22 protein-coding genes are annotated in these 25,745 nt (G+C 66.2%); 13 read left to right on the plus strand and 9 right to left on the minus strand.

Annotation, left to right across the window (positions count from 1 at the left end):
* The first annotated feature begins 15 nt into the window (after positions 1-15).
* The 3 genes from deoA (at position 16) to NRS07_RS05650 (ending at position 2,607) form a co-directional block, all read left to right on the plus strand.
* Complete coding sequence (gene deoA, locus NRS07_RS05640; RefSeq protein WP_259211710.1) at positions 16-1,338, plus strand: thymidine phosphorylase; 1,323 nt, start codon at positions 16-18, stop codon at positions 1,336-1,338.
* Positions 1,339-1,346: 8 nt separating this feature from the next.
* Entirely contained in the window at positions 1,347-1,751 is a 405-nt protein-coding gene (locus NRS07_RS05645; RefSeq protein ID WP_259213027.1) for a cytidine deaminase, read from the plus strand.
* Positions 1,752-1,923: 172 nt separating this feature from the next.
* On the plus strand, positions 1,924-2,607 hold the full coding sequence (locus NRS07_RS05650; RefSeq protein WP_259211712.1) for a phage late control D family protein: 684 nt from the start codon (positions 1,924-1,926) through the stop codon (positions 2,605-2,607).
* A gap of 121 nt (positions 2,608-2,728) precedes the next feature.
* Here the strand turns inward: NRS07_RS05650 and NRS07_RS05655 are convergent, their stop codons facing one another.
* From NRS07_RS05655 to NRS07_RS05680, 6 genes are all read right to left on the minus strand, one after another.
* A complete protein-coding gene (locus tag NRS07_RS05655) occupies positions 2,729-3,493 on the minus strand; it encodes a LytTR family DNA-binding domain-containing protein (protein WP_259211714.1) in 765 nt (254 codons plus the stop codon).
* Positions 3,493-4,383, minus strand: coding sequence for a sensor histidine kinase (locus tag NRS07_RS05660; protein ID WP_259211715.1), 891 nt, complete (start codon positions 4,381-4,383; stop codon positions 3,493-3,495). Before NRS07_RS05660 ends, NRS07_RS05655 begins: the two co-directional genes overlap by 1 nt.
* Positions 4,384-4,386: 3 nt before the next feature.
* Positions 4,387-4,653 carry a hypothetical protein gene (locus tag NRS07_RS05665; protein WP_259211717.1) on the minus strand — a complete coding sequence of 89 codons (267 nt, stop codon included), beginning with the start codon at positions 4,651-4,653 and terminating at the stop codon, positions 4,387-4,389.
* Between the two features lie 134 nt (positions 4,654-4,787).
* Positions 4,788-5,351: a GNAT family N-acetyltransferase gene (locus NRS07_RS05670; RefSeq protein ID WP_259211718.1), complete on the minus strand. Its 564-nt coding sequence runs from the start codon at positions 5,349-5,351 to the stop codon at positions 4,788-4,790.
* A gap of 34 nt (positions 5,352-5,385) precedes the next feature.
* Entirely contained in the window at positions 5,386-6,039 is a 654-nt protein-coding gene (locus NRS07_RS05675) for a TetR/AcrR family transcriptional regulator (protein ID WP_259211719.1), read from the minus strand.
* A gap of 7 nt (positions 6,040-6,046) precedes the next feature.
* Complete coding sequence (locus tag NRS07_RS05680) at positions 6,047-7,495, minus strand: PLP-dependent aminotransferase family protein (protein ID WP_307729921.1); 1,449 nt, start codon at positions 7,493-7,495, stop codon at positions 6,047-6,049.
* 182 nt (positions 7,496-7,677) lie between these two features.
* Between NRS07_RS05680 and NRS07_RS05685 the strand changes: the two genes are divergently transcribed.
* From NRS07_RS05685 to NRS07_RS05720, 8 genes are all read left to right on the plus strand, one after another.
* Positions 7,678-8,994: an aspartate aminotransferase family protein gene (locus tag NRS07_RS05685; protein WP_259211725.1), complete on the plus strand. Its 1,317-nt coding sequence runs from the start codon at positions 7,678-7,680 to the stop codon at positions 8,992-8,994.
* A 4-nt stretch (positions 8,995-8,998) separates the two neighbouring features.
* The gene (locus NRS07_RS05690; RefSeq protein ID WP_259211727.1) at positions 8,999-10,504 is read left to right on the plus strand and encodes a CoA-acylating methylmalonate-semialdehyde dehydrogenase; all 1,506 of its coding nucleotides are present in this window, start codon (positions 8,999-9,001) and stop codon (positions 10,502-10,504) included.
* A 34-nt stretch (positions 10,505-10,538) separates the two neighbouring features.
* Positions 10,539-11,915, plus strand: a complete 1,377-nt coding sequence (locus NRS07_RS05695) for an NAD(P)-dependent oxidoreductase (RefSeq protein ID WP_259211729.1) — start codon at positions 10,539-10,541, stop codon at positions 11,913-11,915.
* A complete protein-coding gene (preA, locus tag NRS07_RS05700) occupies positions 11,903-13,186 on the plus strand; it encodes an NAD-dependent dihydropyrimidine dehydrogenase subunit PreA (RefSeq protein ID WP_259211731.1) in 1,284 nt (427 codons plus the stop codon). Before NRS07_RS05695 ends, preA begins: the two co-directional genes overlap by 13 nt.
* A gap of 83 nt (positions 13,187-13,269) precedes the next feature.
* Positions 13,270-14,745, plus strand: a complete 1,476-nt coding sequence (locus NRS07_RS05705; RefSeq protein WP_259211732.1) for an NCS1 family nucleobase:cation symporter-1 — start codon at positions 13,270-13,272, stop codon at positions 14,743-14,745.
* Between the two features lie 18 nt (positions 14,746-14,763).
* A complete protein-coding gene (gene hydA / locus NRS07_RS05710; protein ID WP_259211733.1) occupies positions 14,764-16,155 on the plus strand; it encodes a dihydropyrimidinase in 1,392 nt (463 codons plus the stop codon).
* A gap of 17 nt (positions 16,156-16,172) precedes the next feature.
* Positions 16,173-17,426, plus strand: coding sequence for a Zn-dependent hydrolase (locus tag NRS07_RS05715; RefSeq protein WP_259211734.1), 1,254 nt, complete (start codon positions 16,173-16,175; stop codon positions 17,424-17,426).
* A gap of 93 nt (positions 17,427-17,519) precedes the next feature.
* Positions 17,520-17,984, plus strand: coding sequence for an MgtC/SapB family protein (locus NRS07_RS05720; RefSeq protein ID WP_259213028.1), 465 nt, complete (start codon positions 17,520-17,522; stop codon positions 17,982-17,984).
* A gap of 114 nt (positions 17,985-18,098) precedes the next feature.
* Here the strand turns inward: NRS07_RS05720 and NRS07_RS05725 are convergent, their stop codons facing one another.
* Complete coding sequence (locus NRS07_RS05725; RefSeq protein WP_259211735.1) at positions 18,099-19,847, minus strand: allantoate amidohydrolase; 1,749 nt, start codon at positions 19,845-19,847, stop codon at positions 18,099-18,101.
* A gap of 81 nt (positions 19,848-19,928) precedes the next feature.
* Positions 19,929-20,867, minus strand: a complete 939-nt coding sequence (locus tag NRS07_RS05730; RefSeq protein ID WP_259211736.1) for a LysR substrate-binding domain-containing protein — start codon at positions 20,865-20,867, stop codon at positions 19,929-19,931.
* Between the two features lie 128 nt (positions 20,868-20,995).
* On the opposite strand from NRS07_RS05730, the gene NRS07_RS05735 reads away from it, so the two are divergent.
* Together NRS07_RS05735 and NRS07_RS05740 are read left to right on the plus strand one after the other, a co-directional pair.
* Positions 20,996-22,231, plus strand: a complete 1,236-nt coding sequence (locus NRS07_RS05735) for a urate hydroxylase PuuD (RefSeq protein ID WP_259211738.1) — start codon at positions 20,996-20,998, stop codon at positions 22,229-22,231.
* A 14-nt stretch (positions 22,232-22,245) separates the two neighbouring features.
* A complete protein-coding gene (locus NRS07_RS05740) occupies positions 22,246-23,484 on the plus strand; it encodes a M20/M25/M40 family metallo-hydrolase (protein ID WP_259211739.1) in 1,239 nt (412 codons plus the stop codon).
* 3 nt (positions 23,485-23,487) lie between these two features.
* Here the strand turns inward: NRS07_RS05740 and NRS07_RS05745 are convergent, their stop codons facing one another.
* Positions 23,488-25,734, minus strand: a complete 2,247-nt coding sequence (locus NRS07_RS05745; protein ID WP_259211741.1) for a hypothetical protein — start codon at positions 25,732-25,734, stop codon at positions 23,488-23,490.
* Positions 25,735-25,745 lie beyond the last annotated feature (11 nt).

Genomic DNA, 25,745 nt, shown 5'->3' on the forward strand with positions numbered 1-25,745 from the left:
TTTTTAAAGGATTACATGTTTCTCCCCCAAGAAATCATCCGCAAAAAGCGCGATGGCGGCGCCCTGAGCGCCGAGGAAATCCAGTTCTTTGTGCGCGGCATTCCGGACAATACGGTTACCGAAGGCCAGATCGCGGCCCTGGCGATGGCGGTGTACTTCAATGACATGAGCATGGACGAACGGGTCGCCTTTACGCTGGCGATGCGCGACTCCGGCCAGGTGCTGGAATGGACATCGCTCGACCTGCCGGGCCCGGTGGTCGACAAGCACTCGACCGGCGGCGTCGGCGACGTGGTCTCGCTCATGCTCGGCCCGATGGTCGCCGCCTGCGGCGGCTTCGTGCCGATGATTTCGGGGCGCGGCCTGGGCCATACCGGCGGCACGCTCGACAAGTTCGATTCGATCCCGGGCTACAGCACCGTGCCCGATCCGGAACTGTTTCGCACCATCGTCAAGGAAGTCGGCGTGGCCATCATCGGCCAGACCGCGCAGCTGGCCCCGGCCGACAAGCGCTTTTACAGTATCCGCGACACCACCGCGACCGTGGAATCGGTGGCGATGATCACCGGCTCGATCCTGTCCAAGAAGCTCTCCGCCGGCCTGGACGCGCTGGTGATGGACGTGAAGGTCGGCAGCGGCGCCTTCATGCCCACTTATGAAAAATCGGTCGAACTGGCCGAGAGCATCGTCGCCGTGGGCAATGGCGCGGGCACCCGCACCTCGGCCATCCTGACCGGCATGGACGAGTCGCTCTGCCACGCCGCCGGCAATGCCGTCGAAGTGCGGGTGGCGATCGACTACCTGACCGGCAAATCGCGCCCTGCGCGCCTGCATGAAGTAACGATGGCGCTGTGCGCCGAAATGCTGGTCATCGCGCGCATCGCCACGAACGAACAGGATGCCCGCGCCAGGCTGCAAGCCGCGCTCGATTCGGGCGAAGCTGCCGAGCGCTTCGCGCGCATGGTCGCTGCCCTGGGCGGCCCGGCCGACCTGATGGAGCGGCCCGACGCCTACCTGGAAACCGCACCGGTGATCGTGCCGGCGCCAGCACTGCAGGCCGGTTACGCGGCATCGGTCGATACCCGGGGCCTGGGCCTGGCGGTGGTGGCCTTGGGCGGCGGCCGGGTGCGTCCGCAGGACACGATCGATTTCGCGGTCGGCCTGACCGGACTGGTGGAACTGGGCGAGCAGATCGTCATCGGCCAGCCGCTGGCAATGGTGCATGCACGCACCCAGGCAGCGGCCGAGCAGGCGGTGCGCCAGGTGCAGGCCGCCTATCAGATCGGTGCGGCCAAGCCGGCCGCGCAGCCGATGATCCACCGTAGCATTCGCCCATGAGCATCGTGATGAACTACGAAAAACTGATCGACGAAGCCAGGGCCGCGCGCGAGCTGGCCTACACGCCGTACTCGAAATTCCAGGTCGGCGCCGCACTGGAAACGAAAGACGGCCGCATCTTCCGCGGCTGTAACGTCGAAAACGCGTCTTATGGCCTGTGCAACTGCGCGGAGCGTACCGCCTTCTTCAGCGCGATTGCGCATGGCTACAAACCGGGCGACTTCACCGCGCTGGCCGTCATTGGCCAGACCGAGGGGCCGATCGCCCCCTGCGGCGCCTGCCGCCAGGTGATCCTGGAGCTGGGCGGCAACGCGCTGCCGGTGATCCTGACCAACCTGAAGGGCGATGTGTTCACGACCACGGCAGCAGAGCAACTGCCGAATGCCTTTGGCGACTGGGACCTGAACAAGTAATTGTGCAGGCCGCAATCCGGTCCGAAGCGCTGTACGCAGAAATGCGACAGCGCTTTTGTTTTGGGTTATCGCACGGCATGTGACCTGATCCTGCGCAAGAGCAAGACCCCGATCCCGACGTGTAATCAATTCATCGCGTCCATCTGCGCGAGGTCAAACCCGGGAGAAGGCGATGTCAGAACATGTTCATGGCGCCAATCTACTGCCATCTTCGCGCCGCTTGTCTCCGAGCCCCTGTAGCCAGGACACGCGCCCGCTCAGGCTGACCACGCTGCTGGGCGACGGCTTGCTGGCCGAATGCGTGCACCGCGAGGGCGCAATCGGCGAAGCCTATCGCCTGACGGTCGATGTCCTGGCCAGCGACGCGCTACCGGCCAAGGCCCTGGTCGGCCAGCCGGCCCTGCTGCAACTGCCCACTGCCGACAGCTTCAGCGCGCTGCGCTCCTTCCACGGCTACATCACGGCAGCCGAGCCTGGCGGCGCCAGGGGCGGCGTCGTGCGCTATGTCCTGACGATCGCGCCATGGAGCACATTCTTATCGCTGGGCAGGGACAGCCGCAGCTACCGCGATATGACGGTGTTCGACATCCTCGACGTCGTGTTCGGCAGCCATGCCGGCCGGGGCAAGCTGGCGTGCGCCTGGCGCTTCGAGGTTGCCGACCAGGGCGTCTATCCCAAGCGCAGCTTGTCCACGCAACACCAGGAAAGCGACCTGGCCTTTGCCGAGCGCCTGATGCTGGAAGAAGGCCTGTTTTATTTCTTCGAGCACAGCGGCGAGCCGGGCAGCGCCGCGTTCGGCAGCCATACGATGGTGATCGCCGAGGCGCTGTACCTGTTAGCTATGGATGAGTATTGAACTGTTGAGCTGAACTGCTGCACTTGCTGCGCATCGCATTCGGAGTCATCCACAGTCAACGGTGACAGCGCCATCGCCGACCACCACGGCGCTTGCGCCACGCATGATTTGTTCTCGGCGGCTACATCTGCTGGAACAAATGCCCGTGGTTGCGGCTCACTTCGAGCGCGCCGGCGAAGCCCCTCAGCTTGAGCATCTGCCGGCCGCGCAGGTCGCGCGTGACTTCGGCAATGGCGTCGACCCGCACCAGGGTAGAGCGGTGGATGCGCCAGAACTCGTCCGGATCGAGCTGGTCTGCCAGCTCCTTGAGTGTCTTGCGGATCAGGAGCTGGGCGGTGGCGGTCTGCACGCAGGTGTATTTGTCTTCGGCCTGGAAGAACAGGATCTCGCGGGTACTGACCATGCGCAGGCTGCCGCCGACCTGGGCCTGGATCCAGCGCAGGTAGTTCGGCTTTGCCGCAGCGCCCCCCTGCTTGAGCAGCGTGCCCAGTTCGAGCAGCTGGGCGCCGATGTCTTGCGGGGACCCGTCCAGGCGCTTGCGCACCCGCTCGCAGGTGGTCTGTAGCCGTGCCAGGGTCACCGGTTTTAACAGGTAATCGATGGCGCCCTGTTCAAAGGCGTCCAGCGCGTACTGGTCGTAGGCGGTCACGAACACGATGTGGCAGCGGTCGTAGAGCTGGCGCGCAGCGTCGATGCCGCCCATGCCGGGCATGCGGATATCCAGGAAAGCGATGTCGGGCTGGTGCTGCGCGGCCAGCGCCAGCGCCTCCATGCCGTTGGCGGCTTCGCCGATAATCTGCAGCTCGGGCCAGGCCTCGAGCAGGCGCGCGCGCAGTTGCGCGCGCATCGGCGCTTCGTCGTCGGCAATCAGGGCCGTGATCGTCATCAGTCGAACTCCGTCATCCGGTAGGGCAGGCGGATCGACGCGCAGGCGCCGCCGCCAGCGGGCATCTCGATCACCAGCTCGGCATCCTTTCCGTACAGCAGGGCCAGGCGTTCACGGATATTGGCCAGGCCAACGCCTTCGTCGGCATGCAGGTCGAAGCCGATGCCGTCGTCGCACACGTCGACGTGCAGCGTAGCACCCACCACATGCGCCCGGACCGTGATGGTGCCGCCCGCTACCTTTGGCTCCAGCCCATGCTTGATGGCGTTCTCGATGAGCGTTTGCAGCATCATCGGCGGGAACGGCGAACTGCCCAGAAAGTCTGGTACTTCAACGTGGACGCTCAAGCGCTCTTTCATGCGCGCCTGCATGATCGCCAGGTAGGCTTTCGACAGCTCCACCTGCTTGCCAAGCGTGCCGCCGCCACCGGCCCGCATCTGCGGCAGCGACGAGCGCAGGTATTCGATCAGGTGCGCATGCACGCGCGCCGCTGCGGCCGGATCGGTCTCGATCAGCTGGCCGATCAGCGCCAGGGTGTTGAACAGGAAGTGCGGCTCGACCTGGGCCTGCAAGGTCGCCATCTGCGCTTCCATCAGGCGCCGCTCGAGCGTGGCGATATTGGCCTTGTCGGAGGCATCCTTGGCCTCGAGCTCGGCGCGGCGCTTGCCACCGGCCAGCACCTTGACGCCGAACGAGATCAGGATGAACGAGATCGCCGGTTCGGTCAGCTGGAAGAACAGGCCGAACACAAAGACCACGAACCAGGTGACGTAGAGCTGGCGCCACTCGACCAGGGCCAGCCAGTCGAAGAAGGCCCACGCCAGGGCGCTGGTTTCGCTGACGGCTTCGCGCACGAAGTCGAGTGCGCGGTTGACCGGGGCGCCAGCCATGGCCTATTCCACGATCTGCGCAGGGCGGCGGCCGAACAGCGCCGTGGCCACGAGCTTGAGCAGCAGCAGGCCGACGAACAGCGTCAAGACCAGCGGGATCAGGCTCAACAAAATGGCCAGCAGGATCGCTACCGCCAGCAGCGCCGGCCACGACAGGGCGGCCAGGGTGCGGGCGCCGGAGCGCACGGCGCGGTGGCTCTTGCGGCCGAGGTGTTCCATGTCGGCGACGAAGGATTGAAAGCGCGATTGGTGAATAGTGGAGGTTTTCATGGGACACGTCCTTTGCCTGAGTTGATGGTGCTACTGTAGGGCGGGCAGATCGGACGCGCCACGGTCATCCGATGAAGTGCCGGAAATCCGGCATTGGCGGTCGAAAGCAAGGATAAGCGGAAACGGCCGTGGGCTCAATTGCCGGAACGGGCATCCCAGTAGCTTCTGAGCAGGCCGTAGTTGACCGTGTCGGCCATCTCGCCGTGCACGAACCAGCGCTCCGGCATATAGCCTTCTTTGCGAAAGCCCATGCGCTCGAGCACCGCGCTCGAGGCCGCGTTGCGCGGGTCGATGTCGGCTTCGATACGGTTCAGGCGCAGCTCGTGGAAGGCATAGTCGAGCGCCGCGCCCAGGGCTTCGCAGGCATAGCCCTTGCCCCAGCAGCGACTGGCAAGCGCGTAGCCGACCTCGCAGCGGCGGTTTTGCGGGAATACATGGTGCAGGTTCACGGTGCCGATCAGCTCGCCCGTCTCGGCCAGCTCGACACCGAAGCGCACTTCGTCTCCGTCGCGGTAGGCACCGAGCGCGTGCGCGATCGCCTCGTGCGCGTCCGCCAGCGAGATCCACGGCTCGGCGCTCCAGTAGCGCACCACGGCCGGATCGGAAAACACGGCAAACAGATCGGGCGCGTCGTCCATGGTCAGCGGACGCAGGGTGAGCCGGTCGGTGGTCAGGATGGGCGTGGGGTAGCTCTGCATGGTGCGAATGATAACATTGCGCAAGCGACAATGCTCAGGTGGCCGCAGTGGCCGCCGTCACCGCCCGTACCACCAGGTCGCCAATGAGCTGTTGTGCATCCTCGAAATCGGCGCCGGTCAGTTCCGGCCGGCCCAGTACCAGCGCCATCTGCGCGGAAAAATCGGCATACGATTGCGTCATCGCCCACAGCGCGAACAGCAGGTGGGTGGCATTCACGCGCGCGATGCGCCCGTCGGCCATCCAGCGTTCGAACACCTCGATGTCGCGGCGCAGCAGCGGCACCACCCGCGCGCGGATCTGGTCGCCGTAGAACTTGGCGCCGCCGATGACTTCCATCGCATACACGCGCGAAGCCCAGGGCTGCTCGCGCGAAAAGCGCAGCTTGGCAGCGACATAGGCGCGCAGCACGTCGGCCGGCGCCCCATCGGCATCGGCCAGGTGCGCCATGCGCTCGAGCCAGTCGTCGAGCACGTCGTCGAGCACGCGCTGGTACAGGCTTTGCTTGGTCGGAAAATAATACATCAGGGCTTGTTTCGACATCGCGGCGCGGTCGGCCACGGCGGCGATGGTGCTGCCTTCGAAGCCGCATTCGGCGAACAGGCGGGTCGCTTCGAGCAGGATCGCCGCTTCGATCCTGTCGCGCCGTTTGAGCTTGTCGCTTACGCTATCGATCGGTGGCAAGTCCATGGATTCCTCAGCCTTGCGTGCGCAGGAAGGCCAGCAGTTGCGGGTTGGCCGCATAGGCGGCATTAAAACGAAACCAGATCCGCTCTGGAACGCGCTGGGTGAAGAATTCGCCGGGCGCCAGCAGGATGCCCGACTTCAATGCGGCGTCGGCGACGGTGCGGCCAGTGCGGCCCTCGGCACCTGGCGCCGCAGGCCAGCCGGCGCTGACGAACATGCCGCCGCGCGGGCGCGCCAGCGGGTGCAAGCCGACGCTGCCCAGCGCTTCGAGTGAGCGTTCGCGCGCATCGCCCAGCTGCACGCTCAAGCGCTCGACCATGCGCCGGTAGCCGCGCGCGCTGATGGCGTCGAACACCGCACGCTCGTTGATCTCGGAGGTGGTCAGCCCGGTCAGCATCTTCACGCGCAGCAGTTCCGGCACCAGCGAGCGCGACGCGCACAGCGAACCGACCCGCAGCACCGGCGACAGGGTCTTGGAAAAGCTGCCGACCCGGATCACCCGGCGCAGCCCGTCCATGGCGGCCAGCGAGGCGTCGCCTGGAGCCGCCAGTTCGCGGTAGATGTCGTCTTCTACCAGCCAGAAGTCGAATTGCTCGGCCAGGGCCAGCAGGCGGTGTGCCTGTGCTTGCGAGAGCGACGTGCCGAGCGGATTGTGCAGCACCGTGTTGACCAGCATGAGCTTGGGGCCGAGCGCCGCTGCCTGGCGCGCCAGCTCTTCCATGTCGAGTCCCGCTTCGCCGCGCGCGATGCCGACCGGGATGCAGCCGTGATGGCGCACCAGCGACAGCAGGTTGCCATAGCCCGGGTCTTCCACCAGCACCACGTCGCCCGGGCGGGTCAGGGTGCGCAAAACCAGGTCGAAGGCGTGGGTGGCGCCGTGGGTAAGCAGCACCTGGTCGGGCTCGACGTCGAACAGTTCGCCCGACAGGTGCGAGGCCAGGTATTGGCGCAGCGAAGGAAAGCCGAGCGGATGGCCATAGCCGCGCAGGCGGCCGGCCGGGATCTTCAGCGCGTGGCGAACCGCGTCGAGCAGGGTGTTCTCGCCATACCATTCGGGCGGCAGCCAGCCGGCCCCGACCGGCAGGGCGTCGCCCAGGCCCGAGTACAAATCGGGGGCCAGCGCGTCGCTCTCCGATTGCAGGCCGGGCGGGGCGGCGGCGGGCGTACAGGGCGCCTGGGACGGATTGCGGTTGACGAAAAAGCCCGATCCGCGGCGCGAACAAAGCAGCCCGCGCTGGTGCAGCCGCTCATAGGCGTCGACCACGGTGTAAGTGCTGACGTGATTGATCTTTGCGAATTGTCTAACCGAAGGCATTTTCGTGCCGGCACCAAGCTGACGCTCGTTTACCATCGTCGAGATCGCCCCGACGATCTGGTCGACCAGGCTGGCGCGTCTGCTGCGGTCGATCGCCAGCAGCGGCCAGCTGCCGGACCCATCGCAAGGCATTTGCTCTGTCAAGACAGCTGCTTCCATCGTCGCCGCTCCGCTCCTCGGGTGTGTCAACTGTACAGGTTATGCTACCAATACGATTGGTCGGTTGTGCCCTTGGTGTATCTGTGCCGGTGTTGCCTTGCTGACTATTATTGATCAATATTTTGCCAACTGGTAAAAATTTTCGCCACCATGGCGGGGAGAGTCGCATGAACGAATCCATGCCCAAGTCGATGTCATCGTTTTGGATGCCCTTCACCAATAACCGCGACTTCAAGGCCAATCCGCGCCTCTTGGTGTCGAGCGAGGGGATGTATTACCAGGACGTCGATGGCAATCGCATCCTCGACGGTACCGCCGGCCTGTGGTGCGTGCCCTGCGGCCATGCCCAGCCGCGCATCACGCAGGCGGTCAGCCAGATGGTCGGCCAGCTAGACTTTGCGCCCACCTTCCAGATGGGGCACCCGGCCGCCTTCGACCTGGCCGAGCAGCTCATGGAGTACACCGGCCACAAGTTCGGCCACGTGTTCTATACCAACTCGGGCTCGGAAGCGGTGGACACCGCGCTCAAGATGGCGCTGGCCTACCACCGGGCGCGCGGCGAGGGCGGACGCACGCGCCTGATCGGCCGCGAGCGTGGCTACCATGGCGTCGGTTTCGGCGGCCTGTCGGTAGGCGGCATCGGCAACAACCGCAAGAGCTTCGGCCCGCTGCTGCCGGGCGTGGACCACCTGCCGCATACCCACAACCTGGCAAAAAACGCGTTCACGCGCGGCGAGCCCGAATTTGGCGCCGAGCTGGCCGACGAGCTGGAACGGCTGGTGACGCTGCACGACGCCTCCACCATCGCCGCCGTGATCATCGAGCCGGTGGCCGGTTCCACCGGCGTGCTGGTGCCGCCGAAAGGTTATCTCAAGCGCCTGCGCGAGATCTGCGACAAGCATGGCATCCTGTTGATCTTCGACGAAGTCATCACCGGCTTTGGCCGCCTGGCGACGCCGTTCGCCAGCGACTATTTTGGCGTCGAGCCGGACATGATGACCGCCGCCAAGGGCCTGACCAATGGCGTGGTGCCGATGGGCGCGGTGTTTACCAAGCGCTTCATCCACGATGCCTTCATGGACGCGCCGGCCGGCATCGAACTGTTTCACGGATATACCTATTCGGGCCACCCGCTGGCCTGCGCGGCAGCGATCGCCACGCTCGAAGTCTTGCGCGAACAGGGCATCGTCGAGAACGCCGCCAGCGTGCAGCCCTATTTCGAAGACGCGCTGCATGCGCTGCGCGGCCTGCCGCACGTGATCGATATCCGCTCGATCGGCCTGGTGGCCGGGATCGAACTCGAACCCATCGCCGGCAAGCCGGGCGCGCGTGCCTTCAGCGCCTTCAAGCAGGCCTTCGCTGACGGCATCCTGATCCGCGTAACGGGCGACATCATCGCACTGTCACCGCCGCTGGTCCTCACCAAGCAGCATATCGACGAACTGTTCGGCAAGCTGGCCAACGTACTCAAGAACCTGGACTGACCCCATGACGATCATTTCGCATTTCATCAACGGCCAGCAGGCCCATCGCGAAGGCACGCGCCAGCTCGATGTCTTCAATCCGGCACGGGGCGAGCCCTGCGCGCGGGTGGCGCTGGCCGAGCCGCGCGACGTCGACGCGGCGGTGGCGGCGGCGCGCGCCGCCTTTCCGGCCTGGGCCGCCACCCCGCCGCTGGCGCGCGCCCGCGTCCTGTTCAGGTACCTGGAGCTGTGCCAGCAGCACACCGATGAATTCGCGGCGCTGATCACGCGCGAGCATGGCAAGACCTTCGCCGACGCGCAAGGAGAAGTCGCGCGCGGCATCGAGATCGTCGAGTTCGCGGTCGGCATTCCGCACCTGCTCAAGGGCGAATTTTCCGACCAGATCGCGCGCGGCATCGATGCCTGGTCGATGCGCCAGCCCCTGGGCGTGGTGGCTGGCATCACCCCGTTTAATTTCCCGGTGATGGTGCCGATGTGGATGTTCCCGGTCGCGATTGCGTGCGGCAATACGTTTGTCCTGAAGCCGTCCGAGCGCGACCCGTCGCCGTCGCTGCTGCATGCGCGCCTGCTCCAGCAAGCCGGCCTGCCAGATGGCGTGTTCAACGTGATCCAGGGCGACAAGGTGGCAGTCGACGCGCTGCTGGAACACCGCGACATCCAGGCCATCAGCTTCGTGGGCTCGACGCCGATCGCCGAATACATCTATTCGCGCGGCAGTGCCAACGGCAAGCGGGTGCAGGCGCTGGGCGGCGCCAAGAACCACATGGTGGTGATGCCCGACGCCGACATGGACATGGCGGTCGACGCCCTGATCGGCGCGGCCTACGGTTCGGCCGGCGAGCGCTGCATGGCGATCTCGGTGGCGGTAGCCATCGGCGACGCGGCCGACCGCCTGGTCAGCGGCCTGGCCGAACGCACCGCCCGGCTCAAGATCGGCGACGGCATGAGCGAAGGCGCGGAAATGGGCCCGGTGGTCAGCGCCGCCGCCAAGGAACGCATCGAGCGCCTGATCGGGCAGGGCGTCGAGCAAGGCGCCACCCTGGTGGTCGATGGCCGTGGCTGCAGCGTCAGCGGCTGTGAACAAGGCTTCTTCGTGGGCGGCACCTTGTTCGACCATGTCACGCCCGACATGACGATCTACCAGGAAGAGATCTTCGGCCCGGTGCTGTGCGTGGTGCGCCTGCCCGACGTCGGCAGCGCGGTAAAACTCATCAACGCCAACGAATACGGCAATGGCGTGGCGATCTTCACGCGCGACGGCGGCGTGGCGCGCGAGTTCGTGCGCCAGATCGAAGTCGGCATGGTCGGCGTCAACGTGCCGCTGCCGGTGCCGATGGCCTTCAACAGCTTTGGCGGCTGGAAGCGCAGCCTGTTCGGCGACCACCATGCCTACGGCCCCGAAGGCGTGCGTTTCTATACGCGCCACAAGGCGGTGATGGAGCGCTGGCCAGTGCCCAGCACCAGCGCAGCGAGCAGTGGCCCCGAGTTCTCCTTTCCCCAGATGAAGTAAGCCGGCCGATTCTACACATCGCATAAGGATGCTCATGATCGAATCACTCCAGCACCTGCCCCCAGCCAGCGGGTCGAACGGCGAGCTCGCGGCGCAGTTCACCGACCTGGCGCCTCCCTTCAGCGCTCGCCAGGCGGCGCTCGAGGCGGCGCGTTGCCTGTACTGCTACGACGCTCCCTGCATGAATGCCTGTCCGACCGGCATCGACGTGGCCAGCTTCATCAAGAACATCCATGACCAGAACCTCACGGGTGCGGCGGTCGGCATCCTGAAGGCGAATATTTTCGGTGGCAGCTGTGCCCGTGTCTGTCCCACCGAGATCCTGTGCGAGGACGCCTGCGTGCGCAACAACCCCGCCGAGCGCGAGCCGGTGCGCATCGGCCTGCTGCAGCGCTATGCCATTGACCATGCCGGCTTCGCCGCTCACCCGTTCGAGCGTGCGGCGTCCACCGGCAAGCTCATTGCCGTGGTCGGCGCCGGCCCGGCCGGCCTGTCCTGCGCGCACCGGCTGGCCATGCTCGGTAACGACGTAGTGGTTTTTGAGGCGCGCGCCAAGGCGGGTGGCCTGAACGAATATGGCATCGCCAGGTACAAGTTGCCGGGCGAGTTTGCGCGCAACGAGGTCGAGTTTTTGCTGTCGATTGGCGGCATCCACATCGAATACGGCCGCAAGCTGGGCGAAAACCTGAGCCTGGCCGAGCTGCACACGCGCTTTGACGCGGTGTTCCTGGGCATCGGGCTGGCGGCCAGCCGCTCGCTTGGCCTGACGGGCGAGAACGCGCCGGGCCTGATGGCAGCGGTGGACTACATTGCCGCGCTGCGCCAGGCCAGCGACCTGTCGGTGCTGCCGGTGCCGCGCCGCGCGCTCGTGATTGGCGCGGGCAATACCGCCATCGACATGGCGGTGCAGATCAAGCGCCTTGGCGCCGAAGACGTGACCCTGGTCTACCGCCGCGGGCTCGAATCGATGAGCGCCACCGGCCACGAGATCGAAATCGCCAAGGCCAATTACGTGCGTATCCGTACCTGGGCGGCGCCGCTGGAGGTGCTGCTCGATGACGCCGGCCGCGTGACCGGCATGCGTTTCGAACAGACCCGCATGGAACAAGGGCGGCTGGTGGCGACCTCGGGCTCCCTCGAGATTGCCGCCGATGCCGTGTTCAAGGCCATCGGCCAAAGCATGGACGATGGCGGCCTGAACGAGCCGCTTGCGCGTGAACTGTCGAAAGAAGGCGAGCGTATCTGGATCGATGCGCGCTTTCGCACCGCGCTGCCCGGCATCTACGCCGGCGGCGACTGCGTCGCACCGGGCCAGGACCTGACGGTGCAGGCGGTCCAGCATGGCAAACTGGCCGCGCTGAGCATCCACCAGGACATCCAGTCGACAACGGAGGCAGCATGGCCGACCTGAGCATCGATTTCTGCGGCATCAAGAGCCCGAACCCGTTCTGGCTAGCCTCGGCGCCGCCGACCGACAAGGCGTATAACGTGGTGCGCGCCTTCGAGGCCGGGTGGGGCGGCGTGGTATGGAAGACGCTGGGCGAAGACCCGCCGGCGGTCAATGTTTCGTCGCGCTATTCGGCCCATTATGGCAAGAACCGCGAAGTGATCGGCTTCAATAACATCGAGCTGATCACCGACCGCAGCCTGGAGATCAACCTGCGCGAGATCACCCAGGTGAAAAAGGCCTGGCCGGATCGTGCCATGATCGTGTCCCTGATGCTGCCTTGCGAAGAAGCGCTGTGGGCGGCGATCCTGCCGCTGGTGGAAGCGACCGGCGCCGACGGCATCGAACTCAATTTCGGCTGCCCGCACGGCATGCCCGAGCGCGGCATGGGGGCGGCGGTGGGACAGGTGCCGGAATATGTGCAGATGGTGACGGGCTGGTGCAAGAAGCATTCGCGCCTGCCGGTCATCGTCAAGCTCACCCCGAACATCACCGACGTGCGCGCCCCGGCGCGGGCGGCGTTGGCCGGCGGGGCGGACGCCGTCTCGCTGATCAACACCATCAACTCGATCACCCACCTCGACCTGGAGCGCATGGTGGCCTTTCCGGTGGTGGGCAATGCCAGCACCCACGGCGGCTATTGCGGCTCGGCAGTCAAGCCGATCGCACTGAACATGGTGGCCGAGATCGCGCGCGATCCGCTGACCCGCGGCCTGCCGATTTCCGGCATCGGCGGCATCGGCAGCTGGCGCGACGCGGCCGAATTCATCGCGCTGGGCGCCGGCTCGGTACAGGTGTGTACCGCCGCGATGCTGCATGGTTTCCGGATCGTCGAAGAGATGAAGGACGGCCTGTCGCGCTGGATGGATACGCAGGGCTATGCCAGCATCGCCGCGTTCTCGGGCCGGGCGGTACCGAACACGACCGACTGGAAATACCTGGACATGAACTACCACGTGATCGCGCAGATCGACCAGGACAAGTGCATCAAGTGCGGCAAGTGCTATGTGGCCTGCGAGGACACCTCGCACCAGGCCGTGGGCCGTTCGCTGGACCAATTGGGTAACCGGCGCTACGAGGTGATCACGCACGAATGCGTAGGCTGCAACCTGTGCGAGATCACCTGCCCGGTAGAGGCCTGCATCACCATGGTGCCGCAGCCCAGCGCAAAGCCGTACATGAACTGGACGCAAGATCCGAGGAATCCGCGTGTGGAGCCGCCGGTTGTAGCTTGATTGGCCGCGCGCCCGGCGCTACGCGCCGGTTCGATGGCGCACCGCTTGTTTGCATCTTTCTTCAGCGATGAAAAGGGTTCGATATGCAGGGCAACGCAAGTTCAGATCTCTGGAACGCCGACCTGGCCCCGACCACGGCGGCCCAGCGCACCTGGCGCTGGTACCACTTCGCGGCGCTGTGGATCGGCATGGTGATGTGCATTCCGGCCTATACGCTATCGAGCAGCCTGATCGAATCGGGCATGTCCGGCTGGCAGGCGGTCTACACGGTTTTTCTGGCCAACACCATCGTGCTGGTGCCGATGCTGCTGATCGGTCACGCCGGTACCAAATACGGCATTCCCTACGCGGTGCTGGCCCGCACGTCGTTCGGCACCAGTGGCGCCAAGCTGCCTGCGCTGATGCGCGCCATCGTCGCCTGCGGCTGGTACGGCATCCAGACCTGGTTCGGCGGCAGCATGATCTATACCCTGCTGGGTGTGATGAACGGTGCGCCGATCGGCGGCGAGGCCATCGCCGGCCTTGGCATCAACCTGGCGCAGCTGCTGTGCTTTTTGGGCTTCTGGGCAATCCAGCTGTATTTCATCGTGCACGGCATCGATTCGATCCGCAAGCTCGAGACCTATACCGCGCCCTTGAAGATCGCGATCTGCTTCGTGCTGCTGTGGTGGGTCTACGAGCGTGCCGGCGGCTTTGGGCCCTTGCTCGAACGCCCATCAGCCTTCGTGCCGGGCGGCGCGAAAGAAGGGCAGTTCTGGCAGGTGTTCTGGCCTTCGCTCACGGCCATGATCGGCTTCTGGGCCACGCTGGCGCTGAATATTCCCGATTTCACCCGCTTTGCCAAGACCCAGCGCGACCAGATCATCGGCCAGAGCGTGGGATTGCCCTTGCCGATGGGATTGCTGGCCGCGCTGGCGGTCATCGTCACCTCGGCCACCGTGGTCTTGTACGGCAAGGCGCTATGGGACCCGGTCGACCTGGCCAGCCGCATGGAAGGCATCGCGGTGCTGGTGGCCCTGATCGTGCTGCTGATCGACACGATCAGCGTCAACCTGGCGGCCAACCTGGTGGGCCCGGCCTATGACTTTTCGGCGCTGGCGCCGCGCGCGGTCAGCTACCGGATGGGCGGCTATATCACCGCCGGCCTGGCCCTGGTGATGATGCCCTGGAAGATACTGGAGACGACCCAGAACTACATCTTCACCTGGCTGGTCGGATATTCGGCGCTGCTTGGGCCGATCGCCGGCATCCTGATCGTCGACTATTACCTGGTGCGCAAGACCGAGCTCGATGTGGCCCAGATGTATGTCGACGACGGCATCTATTCGTACGGGAATGGCTGGAACATGGCCGCCATCGTGGCCTTCGTGCTGGGCGTGCTGCCCAATATCCCCGGTTTCCTGAACGCGGCCTTCCCGGCATCGTTCCCGGATGTGGGCGTGGCATTCCAAACCATCTACACCTACGCATGGTTCGTCGGCGTGGCCATTGCGGCGCTCGTCTACGGCGCCATGATGCGGGGTCACCGACTGCCTGTCCTGGCCGCGCGGCCTTCCTGAACCAAGGAGCGATATTTCATGATGACCCTGATCCGAGGCGGTACCGTGGTGAACGCCGACCGCGCATTTCGCGCCGACGTGCTGTGCGAGGGCGCCAAGGTGGTGGCGGTCGGCGAGAACCTCGAGGCCCCAAGCGGCGCCTCGACCATCGACGCCGGCGGCCAGTACGTGATGCCGGGCGGGATCGACACCCATACCCACATGCAACTGCCCTTCATGGGCACTGTCAGCGCCGACGATTTCTTTACCGGCACCGCCGCCGGCCTGGCGGGCGGCACCACCACGATCATGGACTTCGTGATTCCGAATCCACAGCAATCCCTGCTCGACGCCTTCCATACCTGGCGCGGCTGGGCCGAGAAATCGGCTGCCGACTACACCTTTCATGTCGCCGTGACCTGGTGGGACGCGTCGGTGCACGAAGAAATGGGAGTGCTGGTGCGCGAGCACGGCGTCAACAGCTTCAAGCACTTCATGGCCTATAAAAACGCCATCATGGCCGACGACGAAACCCTGGTGAAGAGCTTCCGGCGCGCGCTCGAACTGGGTGCGATGCCAACCGTGCATGCCGAAAACGGCGAGCTGGTCTACCAGTTGCAGCAGGAGTTGCTGGCCAAGGGCATCCGCGGCGCCGAAGCCCATCCGCTCTCGCGCCCGCCCGAGGTCGAAGCCGAAGCGGCCAACCGGGCGATCGCGATTGCCAACGTGCTGGGCACGCCGGTGTATATCGTGCATGTGTCGTGCGCCGAATCGCTCGACGCCATCGCGCGCGCGCGCGCCAGGGGCCAGCGCGTGTACGGCGAAGCGCTGGCTGGCCACCTGGTCATCGACGACAGCGTCTACCGCCACCCCGATCCCGAATTCGCGCGTGCCCACGTCATGAGCCCACCATTCCGGAGCAAGCATCACCAGCAAGCATTGTGGCAGGGCCTGCGCGGCGGCAACCTGCATACTACCGCGACCGATCACTGCACCTTCTGCGCCGAGCAGAAGGCAGCTGGCAAGGACGACTTCACGCGCATCCCGAACGGCTGCGGCGGCGTGGAAGAGCGCATGGCCGTGATCTGGGATGCGGGCGTCAACCGCGGCCTGCTCACGCCATCGGAATTCGTGCGCGTCACCTCCACCAACGCCGCCCAGATCTTCAATATCTACCCGCGCAAGGGTGTCATCGCGCCGGGGGCGGACGCCGACATCGTGGTATGGGACCCGAACGGCACCCGCACCATCTCGGCCAAGACCCAGTTCTCGAAAGGCGGCTTCAATGTGTTCGAGGGCCGCACGGTGCGCGGCATCCCGACCCATACCTTGGCCGCCGGCAAACTGGTGTTCGAGCGTGGCGAACTGCGCGCCGAACCCGGCGCCGGCCGCTACCTCGAACGCCCGGCGTTTGCCGCCACCGTCGCCTGAACCAGGAGAAGAGCACCATGAACCAACTGAACAAGGGCATGCTCGCCATCGACGGCGCGCGCCTGTGGGCGTCGCTGATGGACCTGGCCGCGATCGGCGCCACCGCCAAGGGCGGCGTCAAGCGCCTGGCCTTGACCGATCTGGATCGCCAGGGACGCGACCTGGTCGTCCAGTGGGCGCGGGACGCCGGCCTGGCGATCACGGTCGACCAGATCGGCAACGTCTTCATGCGGCGCGCAGGGCGCAACCCGGCCTTGCCCCCGATCGTTACCGGCAGCCACGTCGACACCCAGCCGACTGGCGGCAAGTTCGACGGCAACTATGGCGTGCTGGCCGGGCTCGAAGTGGTGCGTACCCTGAACGACATGAACATCCAGACCGAAGCCCCGATCGAGGTCGCGTTCTGGACCAACGAGGAAGGGTCGCGCTTCGTGCCCGTGATGATGGGCTCGGGCGTGTTCTGCGGCGCCTTCAGCCTGGACAGCGCCTATGCCGCGCTGGACTCCGAAGGCAAGAGCGTGCGCGACGAACTCGAACGCATCGGCTACCTGGGCGACGAAGTGCCGGGCCGGCACCCGATCGGCGCCTATTTCGAGACCCATATCGAGCAGGGCCCGGTGCTCGAGGACGCCGACAAGGTGATCGGGGTGGTGCCGGCGGTAATGGGCCTGTCCTGGTATGACTGCGTGGTGTGTGGCATGGAAGCGCATGCCGGACCGACCCCGATGGCGCTGCGCCGCGATGCGCTGCAGGTGGCGACCGTGATCATGCAGGAAGTCGTGCAGATCGCGAACCGCTATCCGCCCTACGGCCGGGGGACGGTCGGCATGGTGGAGGTGTTCCCGAACAGCCGCAACGTGATCCCGGGGCGGGTCAAGTTCAGCATCGACCTGCGCAACGTGAGCGAGGCGCTGCTCACTACCATGCACGAAGAGATGCTCGCCTTTGTGGCGAAAACGCGCCAGGACAGCGCCCTGGCGATCGACCTCGAACGCGTGTCGTACTACCCGCCTTGCCCGTTCCACCCGGACTGCGTGGGCGCGGTGCGCGCCGCCACCGAAAAGCTGGGCTATTCGACGATGGACGTGGTCTCCGGCGCCGGCCACGACGCCATCTACGCGGCCCGGGTCGCGCCGTCGGGCATGATCTTCGTGCCCTGCAAGGATGGCATCAGCCACAACGAGATCGAAGACGCGCAACCGGCCCACCTGGAAGCCGGCTGCAACGTGCTGCTGCATGCCATGCTGGAGCGCGCCGGCATCGTGGCCTGAGGCGCCGGGTGGCGGCCACGGCCGAGCGTGGCGACACCGAACTTGTTTGGCTGGCATCATTTGGCGCAAACATGGGAGGATGGCAAGGTGTGGATGGAGCGCAGCTGGAATACGATACTGCAGGAATTTTCAGATCTGGGCAGCCCGGAAGAGATCACCCGCGTGTGCCTGCGCCTGCTGGTGGCGGTGGCGCTGGGCGGCATACTGGGCTATGAACGCGAGACCGTGGGCGCGTCGGCCGGCCTGCGTACCCACATGCTGGTCTCGCTCGGCGCGGCGCTGTTCGTGCTGATCCCGCTGCAGGCCGGCATGCAGCTGGGCGACATGTCGCGGGTCTTGCAGGGCGTGACCGCTGGCATCGGCTTCATTGGCGCCGGCGCAATCATGAAGCACTCCAGCAAGAACGACATCCGGGGCGTGACCACGGCCGCCAGCGTCTGGCTGACCGCGGCGGTTGGCATTGCCGCCGGCATGGGGCGCGAGGCGACCGCGGTGCTCAGTGCGCTGTTCGCGCTGGTCATCCTGTCGCTGCTGCGCCACGGGACCAAGCAAAGCTGATCCGCACGCGGCGACCGGCGCCGCCTGCACGGCCACACCACGACGCGAATGTCCTCGTTAAGGCCGCGTCCAGGCATGGTCGGGGCAGGGCGCGCCGAGCGCATGTGCCATTAGTCATGGTGACAGTTCGCGCAAGAAGGCGAGCAGCACTTGCCCCGCGATCTCGGCGTCGTCCGCGGTCATGGTCTCGAGCGGATTGTGGCTGATGCCGCCGTTGCCGCAGCGCGTGAACAGCATCGCCACGTCGGTGATCTGCGCCATCTGCATGGCGTCGTGGCCGGCGCCCGAACACAGGTCGTAGCGCGGCAGGCCGCTCGCTTCGATGGCCTGGCCCAGCCGCTCCATCAGGCGCGGCGCGCAGGGCGCGGCATCGGCTTGCACCAGCTTCCAGAGTTTTTCGTCGATGCCGCGGCGCGCGCAGATCGCGCTAATGCCGGCCAGGATCTCGTCTACCGCGGCCAGCCGGTCTTCGTCGCTGGCCGCGCGAATGTCGAGCGAGAGCCGGCACTGGCCGGGGATTACGTTGACCGAGCCGGATGGCACCTCGAGCTGGCCGACCGTGCCCACCAGCGAGCCGCGTCCGGCGCAGCGCGCCTCGACCAGCAGCACGATCTCGGCGGCGGCGGCGGCGGCATCGCGCCGCATGCCCATCGGGGTGGTGCCGGCGTGGCTGGCCACGCCCCCCAGTTCGACCAGGTAGCGCGAACTGCCAGCGATCGCGGTGACCACGCCGACCGGCAGTCCGCGCTCGAGCAGCACCGGTCCCTGTTCGATATGCACTTCGACAAAGCCGAGCAGTGCCGCCGGGTCGCGTGCAATGCCGGCGATCGCCGCCGGATCGTGGCCTGCCGCGACGAGGGCTTCGCGCATGCTCACGCCTTCGCTGTCGTGCTGCTCGAGCAGGATGGGACTAAAGCGCCCGGTAACGGCGCTGCTGCCCAGGAAGGTGCTGCGAAAGCGCACGCCTTCTTCTTCGGCAAAGCCGATCACCTCGAGGTGGAAGGGCAGGCGTTCGCCGCGCTGCGCCAGGTGGCGGGCCAGGGCAATCGGCAGCAGGATGCCGAGCCGGCCATCGTATTTGCCGCCGTTGCGCACGGTGTCGTAGTGCGAGCCGGTGAGCAGGGTTTTTGCCTCGGGCTGCGCCGCCGCGTAGCGTCCTACCACGTTGCCGACGGCGTCGATGTGGGCATCCATGCCCGCCTCGCGCATCCACTGGAGCAGCTGCGCAGCGGTGCGCTGGTGCGCCGGCGTCAGGTAGGCGCAGGTAAGGACGTCCGGACTGTCGCTGATGGCGCCAAGCTGCTCGGCCCAGGCCATGACCTGCGGTCCGAACAGGTGCTGCACGCCGAGCAGTTCGTTGAGGCGGATCTCGGCGATGCGATGCACCTGGCGCAGGCATTCGGCCAGTTCGTCGGCAGGCTGGTTTCTCAGGCGGCGCGCGAAGGTCTCGATGATGGCGGCGCGCGTCAGGCCCTTGCCGGTCGGACCCTTGACGGCGAGGATGAAGGGAAAGCCGAACTTGTCCTTGTAGGTGGCATTGAGTTGCTGCAGCAGGGCGTACTCGTCGATGCTGCAGCGGTCCAGGCCCGAGGCGGCCTGTTCGCCGGTGGATTCGGCGGTGAGTTCGCCGGCGACCGCCGCCTTGCCGGCCAGTTCCGGATGGGCACGCAGCAGGGCCAGCTGCTGCTCTCGCGGCGCCAGCGTCACCACTGCCTGCAGCGCCTGCTTGAGCGCGGCCAGGCTGGCGAACGGGCGCAGCACGCACGCGCACTCGGCGATCCAGGGCGAATGTTCGTAGATGCCGCGCAAGGACGCGACGAAGGCGCCGCGGTCGCAGCTATTGAGCTCGTGCAAGGTGGTCATGGTCGGCCTTATTCAATCCCGGGATGATAAATCCTGCAACCCCATCAGCTTATACGCTGGCTCGCATAGCCAGTATTGCGCTTACTTCGCTACCAGCGCGCGCGCGGCGGCGCTCACCTGGTCGCGCAGCCATTTGTGCTCGGTCGACTGGTGCACGCGCTGGTGCCAGAGCTGGTAGAAGCGCATCGGCGGAAACTTGATCGGCACCGTGAAACTCTTCAGCGGCAGGATACGCTCGTAGAAGCGGATGAACTGGCGACCGGTGGTCAGCACCAGGTCACTCTGGGTCAGCATGTAGGGAATCACGCCGAAATAGGGCGATTCGACGGCAACCTTGCGCTGCATGCCGTGGCGCTCCAGCCAGGCGTCGATCACGCCGTGGTAGCCCGGCAGCATCTGCGAGGGCGCCACGTGCGGCAGGCCGAGATAATCCTCGATGGTCATGGCGTCGGCGGCGGTGCGGCGCGCATACGGGCTGTCGGCGCGCATGGTGCAGATGATCGGGTCTTCGAACAGCTTCGAGATGTGCAGGTGCGCAGGCGGCTCGTCCCAGTTGGCGATCACCAGGTCCATCTCGCCATCGGAAAGCATGCGCAGGTAATCCACGCCGGGCCCCAGGCTATGGAACACCAGCTTGCTGCCGGGCGCACCCTGGCGCAGCGCTGCCACCACATTGGGCAGGAACTGGGTGTCGAGGTAGTCTGGCGCGGCGATGTGGAAGGTGCGCCTGGCCTGTTCCGGCACGAAGGGCGACTTGCGCATGAACAGGTTCTCGGTTTCGTCGAGGATGCGCTTGGCCGGCTCGAGCAGGCTCTCGCCATGCTGGGTCGGCACCATGCCGCGCGCGCCACGCACCAGCAGCGGATCGCCGGTCAGCTCGCGCAGCTTGCGCAGCGAGGCCGAGATCGAAGGCTGCGGCTGGTTCAGCTTGAGGGCCACGCGCGACACGTTCTTTTCGACCAGCAGCAGGTACAGGATGCGGATCAGGTGCAGGTCGAGGTGCTGGGGCAGGCTGGACATCGATGCGCTTTCAACGGATTATATCTACACGGCTATATCAAACTGGTTATGTCGAATATACGCCAGTTTTCATGTTGCAGAAATGGAAATCCCGTATTGTCGAGGGATACCGCCAACCAGGAAGCCCCATGGACGTTTTCGGATATCTCGGGCCGTATGTGCTCGAATGGTTCAACCTGCTGCTGCGCTGGCTGCACATCATCACCGGCATCGCCTGGATCGGTGCGTCGTTTTATTTCGTCTGGCTCGACAACACCATCCGCCCGCCCGCGCCCGGCTCCGAGCTGGCCCGGAAAGGGGTGGCCGGCGAGCTGTGGGCGGTGCATGGCGGCGGTTTCTACAATCCGCAGAAATACCTGGTGGCGCCAAGCGCACTGCCGCAGGAACTGCACTGGTTCAAGTGGGAAGCGTATTCCACCTGGATCTCCGGCTTCGCGCTGCTGGTCATCGTCTACTACCTCAATGCGCAGGCCATGATGGTCGACCGCAGCGTCGCGGACCTGGGTAGCGGGCAGGCGGTCGGCATCGGCCTGGCCAGCCTGGTGCTGGGCTGGCTCGTCTACGACCTGCTGTGCCGCTCACCGCTGGGCAAGCACGACCTGGCCTTCGGCCTGACCATCTTCGCCTTTTTGGTGGCCAGCAGCTACGTGCTGGGCACGCTCCTGAGCGGCCGCGCCGCCTACCTGCACGTGGGCGCGATGATCGGCACCATGATGGTGGCAAATGTGGCGATGCTGATCATCCCCGGCCAGCGCAAGATGGTCAAGGCCTTGACCTCGGGCCAACAGCCCGACCCGATCCACGGCATCAAGGCCAAGCAGCGCAGCGTGCATAACAACTACTTCACGCTGCCGGTGCTGTTCATCATGATCAGCAACCACTATGCGATGACCTACGGCCATGAGCATGCGTGGGCGGTGCTGGGCGTGATCATGGCGGCCGGTGTGCTGATCCGCCACTTCTTCAACCTGCGCCACCGGGGCCGCATCGAATGGAAGTATCCGGCGGCGGGCGTGGCGCTGTTGCTGGGACTGGCGGTGGCGATCGCGCCCAGGGCCCCGCTGCAGGCGGGCGCGCCGGCGCCAGCGGACGCGGCCGCGCGCTTCGCCGAAGTGCGCACCATCATCGACCAGCGCTGCGTGTCTTGTCACGCGCAGCAGCCGACCCAGCCGGGCTTTGCCACGGCACCGGCGGGCGTCATGCTGGACACGCCAGAACTGGTGAGCCGCAACGCGCTGCGCATTTACCAGCAGACGGTGCAGGTCAAGGCGATGCCGCTGGCGAACCTGACCAACATGACCGAGGCCGAGCGGGCGCAGATCGGCGCCTGGTTCGAGGCCGGCGCCACGACGGGACAACCATGAGCGGGGAACAAGCCATGAACACGCAACATCAGGAACGGCTGCTGGCCTGGATCGACCAGCACTTCGACGAAGAAGTGGCCTTTTTGCAGCAGGTTGTACGCATTCCGACCGATACCCCGCCGGGCAATAACGCACCGCATGCGCAGGCGGTGGCCGGCATGCTGCACGCCTATGGCTGGACCGCCGAGCAGCATGCCGTGCCCGAAGCGCAGGTGCGCGCCTACGGCATGGAGAGCATCACCAACCTGATCGTGCGCCGCCGCTACGCCGACGGCGGCCCGACGCTGGCGCTGAACGCGCATGGCGACGTGGTGCCGCCGGGCGAAGGCTGGAGTCATCCGCCGTATGGCGCCGAGATCGTCGACGGCGCCATCTACGGCCGCGCCACCGCCGTATCGAAGGGCGATTTCGCCACCTATGTATTTGCCGTGCGCGCGCTGGAAGCGCTTGGCGTCGCGCTCCAGGGCGCGCTCGAACTGCACTTCACCTACGACGAGGAATTCGGCGGCCTGCTCGGTCCCTGCTGGCTGCTCGAAAACGGCTTGAGCAGGCCCGATTACGTCATCGCCGCGGGCTTCAGCTATCACATCGTCACCGCCCATAACGCCTGCCTGCAGCTGGAGCTGACGGTGCACGGCAAGGCCGGCCACGGCGCCATGCCCGAGACCGCGGTCGATGCGCTGCAGGCGGCCACCCGCATCCTGAACGCGATCTATGGCCAGCTGCCGGAGCTCAAGAAGATCAAGTCGCAAGTTCCAGGCATCGATTCGCCCACGATGCTGGTTGGCCGCATCGATGGCGGCACCAATACCAACGTGGTGCCGGGCAGGGTGGTCATGAAGATGGACCGCCGCATGATTCCCGAAGAAGACCCGGTCGCGGTCGAGGCGCAGGTGCGGGCGCTGGTCGAGGACGCCGTGGCCGGCATGCCCGGCATCCGGCTCGAGATCCGGCGCCTGCTGCTGTCGCATGCGCTGCGCCCGCTGCCGGGGTCGGACCAGCTGGTGGCCAGCATCCAGCGTCACGGTCGCGCCATCATGGGCGAAGATATTCCGGCGCAGGGCACGCCCCTGTATGCGGATGCGCGCCTGTACGGCGAGCGCGGCATCCCGGCGGTGCTGTATGGGGCCGGTCCGCGCACGGTGCCAGAATCGAATGCGAAAAAGGCCGACGAGCACCTGCAGCTGGAAGACTTGCGGCGCGCCACCAAGGTGGTGGCGCTCACGCTGCTGGACTTCCTGGCGGGGCAATAGCCGTCAGCGAGGCACGATGGCGAACTGCGGCCCGCTGCCATAGTCGGGCTTGACGCTGCGCGCCATGAACTGGCGCCAGGCCTTTAACCCATCCTCGCCCAGCACGTCGGCCGCATAGGCCAGGGCCGGCTGCATATTCGACGGAAAGCCGCTGTCGCCCGACGAATAGCCGGTCATCTCGCCCGTGCGCAGCTTGAGCGCTTGCGCCATGTCGGACCCCGCACAGGGCAGTTCGCGCAGTTCGGGCGCAATGCTGGCACGATAGGCTTCGCCGATGGCCGGATAGAAAGGCGCCGCCGCGCTGGCGCGCACGTTCATGCTGTACATGGCCCCGCTGATCCAGCACATGCCCTTGCCGGTCATGCGCGAGACCGGAAACCTTGCCTTCCACACCAGCAGCTCGCGCGCCTTGGCGAAACCGAGTTCGGCCAGATGACCAACTGCCGCCGTGAAGAAGTCGTCCTGCCACGGTGCCATGCCGCGCCCCTCGGTGTAGACCAGCGCATAGCCGTTGACGATGATACCCAGCGCATTGGCCTGCGGGTTGTGCGTGTACGTTGCGTTGTACCAGTCCAGGTTGGCGTCGAGGAGTTGCAGGAAGTCGCGCTTGAGACGATGCTCGTCGGGCGTGATGTAGGCGGCCTGGCCGAGCGTGCGCAGGGCCCAGGCCTGGCCCCGCACCTGCTCCGGCCGCAGCAGCCCCTTGCGGTTGTCGCGGTAGCCGGGATTGGACGAGAACACATCGTACATCGCCCAGAACTGGAGCTCTTCAAGGTGGTAGTAGTCGCCAGTGACCAGGTAGGGCAGGTAGGAGAACGCGGGCTGGTGGGGGATATCGTGCTGGTAGGGAGTCTTGCAGGCGCCGGGCGCTGCGCAGCCGGGGAACAGTTCCTGCTTGCCGGTGGCGGGATTGCGGGTATCGCCCGGGTTGCCGACGATGGTCATGTACGGAAAGTCGAGCAGGCTGACGGGCAAGCCGGTGCGCACGTCGCGATAATGCATCGACCAGCTGCCTGCCAGCGTGGCGGTCCCGATGGTCATCTCGCCGGCACGGCGGTCCATGCCCAGCAGATAGATGGCGGCCCACGCGGGCAGCAGGCCGATATCGGGCCGGCCTCCGGTGGTCGGCATGGCCGCCATTGCCAGCCCGATGCCCATCGGTTCCACTTGCGCGCCGGTCCAGCGCGCGTGCATGCCCGCGAGGGTGCGCTCGTCGATCTGGATGGACTGGTCGTAGTTGGGCAGGGCCAGCGAGGCGATCAGCTGGCGGGTGTCATGCCGTACGTGGACATCGGGCGCATCGCCCGTCCAGAACAGCTTGCGCCAGCGCGCATGGTGGTAATGCGTCAGGTCTTTCCTGGCGTAGACCTGCTTGCCGTCCACGCTTACCCGGACGTCATACGTGAAGTTCTGCGGTGCGGGCGCAAACGCCCAGGTGTTCTCGATCGTCAGGTCGATACGCGCCTTGGCCAGTGCCGGATACCAGCGCACGGCGAAGCGTGCCGCCAGGTGGGGATGGGGCTGGCCGCCCGGGCCCGCGAGCGGCGCCGCCACCTGCCATTCGCGCGCCACCGGGCCGTCGAGCCACAGCGTAGGAGCAGAGGTGGCCAGCAGGCGGCCCAGGGCCGCGGTATAGGTCGTGCCGTCCAGGGTCAGCTCCACCCTGGCGTCGGTGCCGCCGCGCAGGAGCGCTTCGAGGCTGGCGTCGTGTCCCTGGCCCGTCTTTGCCAGGTCGGGACGCGTCGCCTTGACCAGCCCCAGCGCGAGCGGCTTGCCCGGTTCGGGCGCGGGAACGAGCGCCGACAGGACCGCGTGGCGTACCGAGCCGTCGAGATGGCGCGCCTTGATGTCGGTCTGCAGGGGCACAGTGCTGCCGTCGGCCAGCACCGCCTGCAGCAGCTCGCCGCGCTTGAGCGCCGCGGGGGCGAATACCTGCCCAACAGTCAAGGGCAGGCGCTGGCCCTTGCGAGCGCCGTCGCCGGCTTCGAGCGTGAGGCTTGCCAGCGCGCCCGGAATGCGCGTTGCCGGCACGGCCGGTGTCACGCCAGGCGTCGCGCTGCCCGTGGTTTTTCCGTAGCGAATTTCGGCCACCATGCCGCCATCGAGGCCGCCGCCCTGCGGCAGCCCGACATAGGCCGGATCGGTGGCGGTGGTGGCAGCGGTGGCTGGGGGCGACTGGGCCGCAGCGCTGGCAAGCGTCGCCGCCAGTAGCAGGCCCAGGGCGTAAGAGAGAAATGGCGTGGTCGGCATGGGATCCTGTA

Source organism: Massilia sp. H6, assembly GCF_024802625.1.
Classification (GTDB): Bacteria; Pseudomonadota; Gammaproteobacteria; order Burkholderiales; family Burkholderiaceae_D; genus Telluria.

Coding starts and splice junctions, on each gene's coding strand:
- NRS07_RS05730 (WP_259211736.1), bottom strand. CDS start 20,867: ATGTCCAGCCTGCCCCAGCACCTCGACCTGCACCTGATCCGCATCCTG.
- NRS07_RS05675 (WP_259211719.1), bottom strand. CDS start 6,039: ATGGACTTGCCACCGATCGATAGCGTAAGCGACAAGCTCAAACGGCGC.
- NRS07_RS05725 (WP_259211735.1), bottom strand. CDS start 19,847: ATGACCACCTTGCACGAGCTCAATAGCTGCGACCGCGGCGCCTTCGTC.
- NRS07_RS05660 (WP_259211715.1), bottom strand. CDS start 4,383: ATGGCTGGCGCCCCGGTCAACCGCGCACTCGACTTCGTGCGCGAAGCC.
- preA (WP_259211731.1), top strand. CDS start 11,903: ATGGCCGACCTGAGCATCGATTTCTGCGGCATCAAGAGCCCGAACCCG.
- NRS07_RS05655 (WP_259211714.1), bottom strand. CDS start 3,493: ATGACGATCACGGCCCTGATTGCCGACGACGAAGCGCCGATGCGCGCG.
- NRS07_RS05670 (WP_259211718.1), bottom strand. CDS start 5,351: ATGCAGAGCTACCCCACGCCCATCCTGACCACCGACCGGCTCACCCTG.
- hydA (WP_259211733.1), top strand. CDS start 14,764: ATGATGACCCTGATCCGAGGCGGTACCGTGGTGAACGCCGACCGCGCA.
- NRS07_RS05720 (WP_259213028.1), top strand. CDS start 17,520: ATGGAGCGCAGCTGGAATACGATACTGCAGGAATTTTCAGATCTGGGC.
- NRS07_RS05705 (WP_259211732.1), top strand. CDS start 13,270: ATGCAGGGCAACGCAAGTTCAGATCTCTGGAACGCCGACCTGGCCCCG.
- NRS07_RS05685 (WP_259211725.1), top strand. CDS start 7,678: ATGAACGAATCCATGCCCAAGTCGATGTCATCGTTTTGGATGCCCTTC.
- deoA (WP_259211710.1), top strand. CDS start 16: ATGTTTCTCCCCCAAGAAATCATCCGCAAAAAGCGCGATGGCGGCGCC.
- NRS07_RS05650 (WP_259211712.1), top strand. CDS start 1,924: ATGTCAGAACATGTTCATGGCGCCAATCTACTGCCATCTTCGCGCCGC.
- NRS07_RS05715 (WP_259211734.1), top strand. CDS start 16,173: ATGAACCAACTGAACAAGGGCATGCTCGCCATCGACGGCGCGCGCCTG.
- NRS07_RS05665 (WP_259211717.1), bottom strand. CDS start 4,653: ATGAAAACCTCCACTATTCACCAATCGCGCTTTCAATCCTTCGTCGCC.
- NRS07_RS05690 (WP_259211727.1), top strand. CDS start 8,999: ATGACGATCATTTCGCATTTCATCAACGGCCAGCAGGCCCATCGCGAA.
- NRS07_RS05745 (WP_259211741.1), bottom strand. CDS start 25,734: ATGCCGACCACGCCATTTCTCTCTTACGCCCTGGGCCTGCTACTGGCG.
- NRS07_RS05695 (WP_259211729.1), top strand. CDS start 10,539: ATGATCGAATCACTCCAGCACCTGCCCCCAGCCAGCGGGTCGAACGGC.
- NRS07_RS05740 (WP_259211739.1), top strand. CDS start 22,246: ATGAACACGCAACATCAGGAACGGCTGCTGGCCTGGATCGACCAGCAC.
- NRS07_RS05735 (WP_259211738.1), top strand. CDS start 20,996: ATGGACGTTTTCGGATATCTCGGGCCGTATGTGCTCGAATGGTTCAAC.
- NRS07_RS05645 (WP_259213027.1), top strand. CDS start 1,347: ATGAACTACGAAAAACTGATCGACGAAGCCAGGGCCGCGCGCGAGCTG.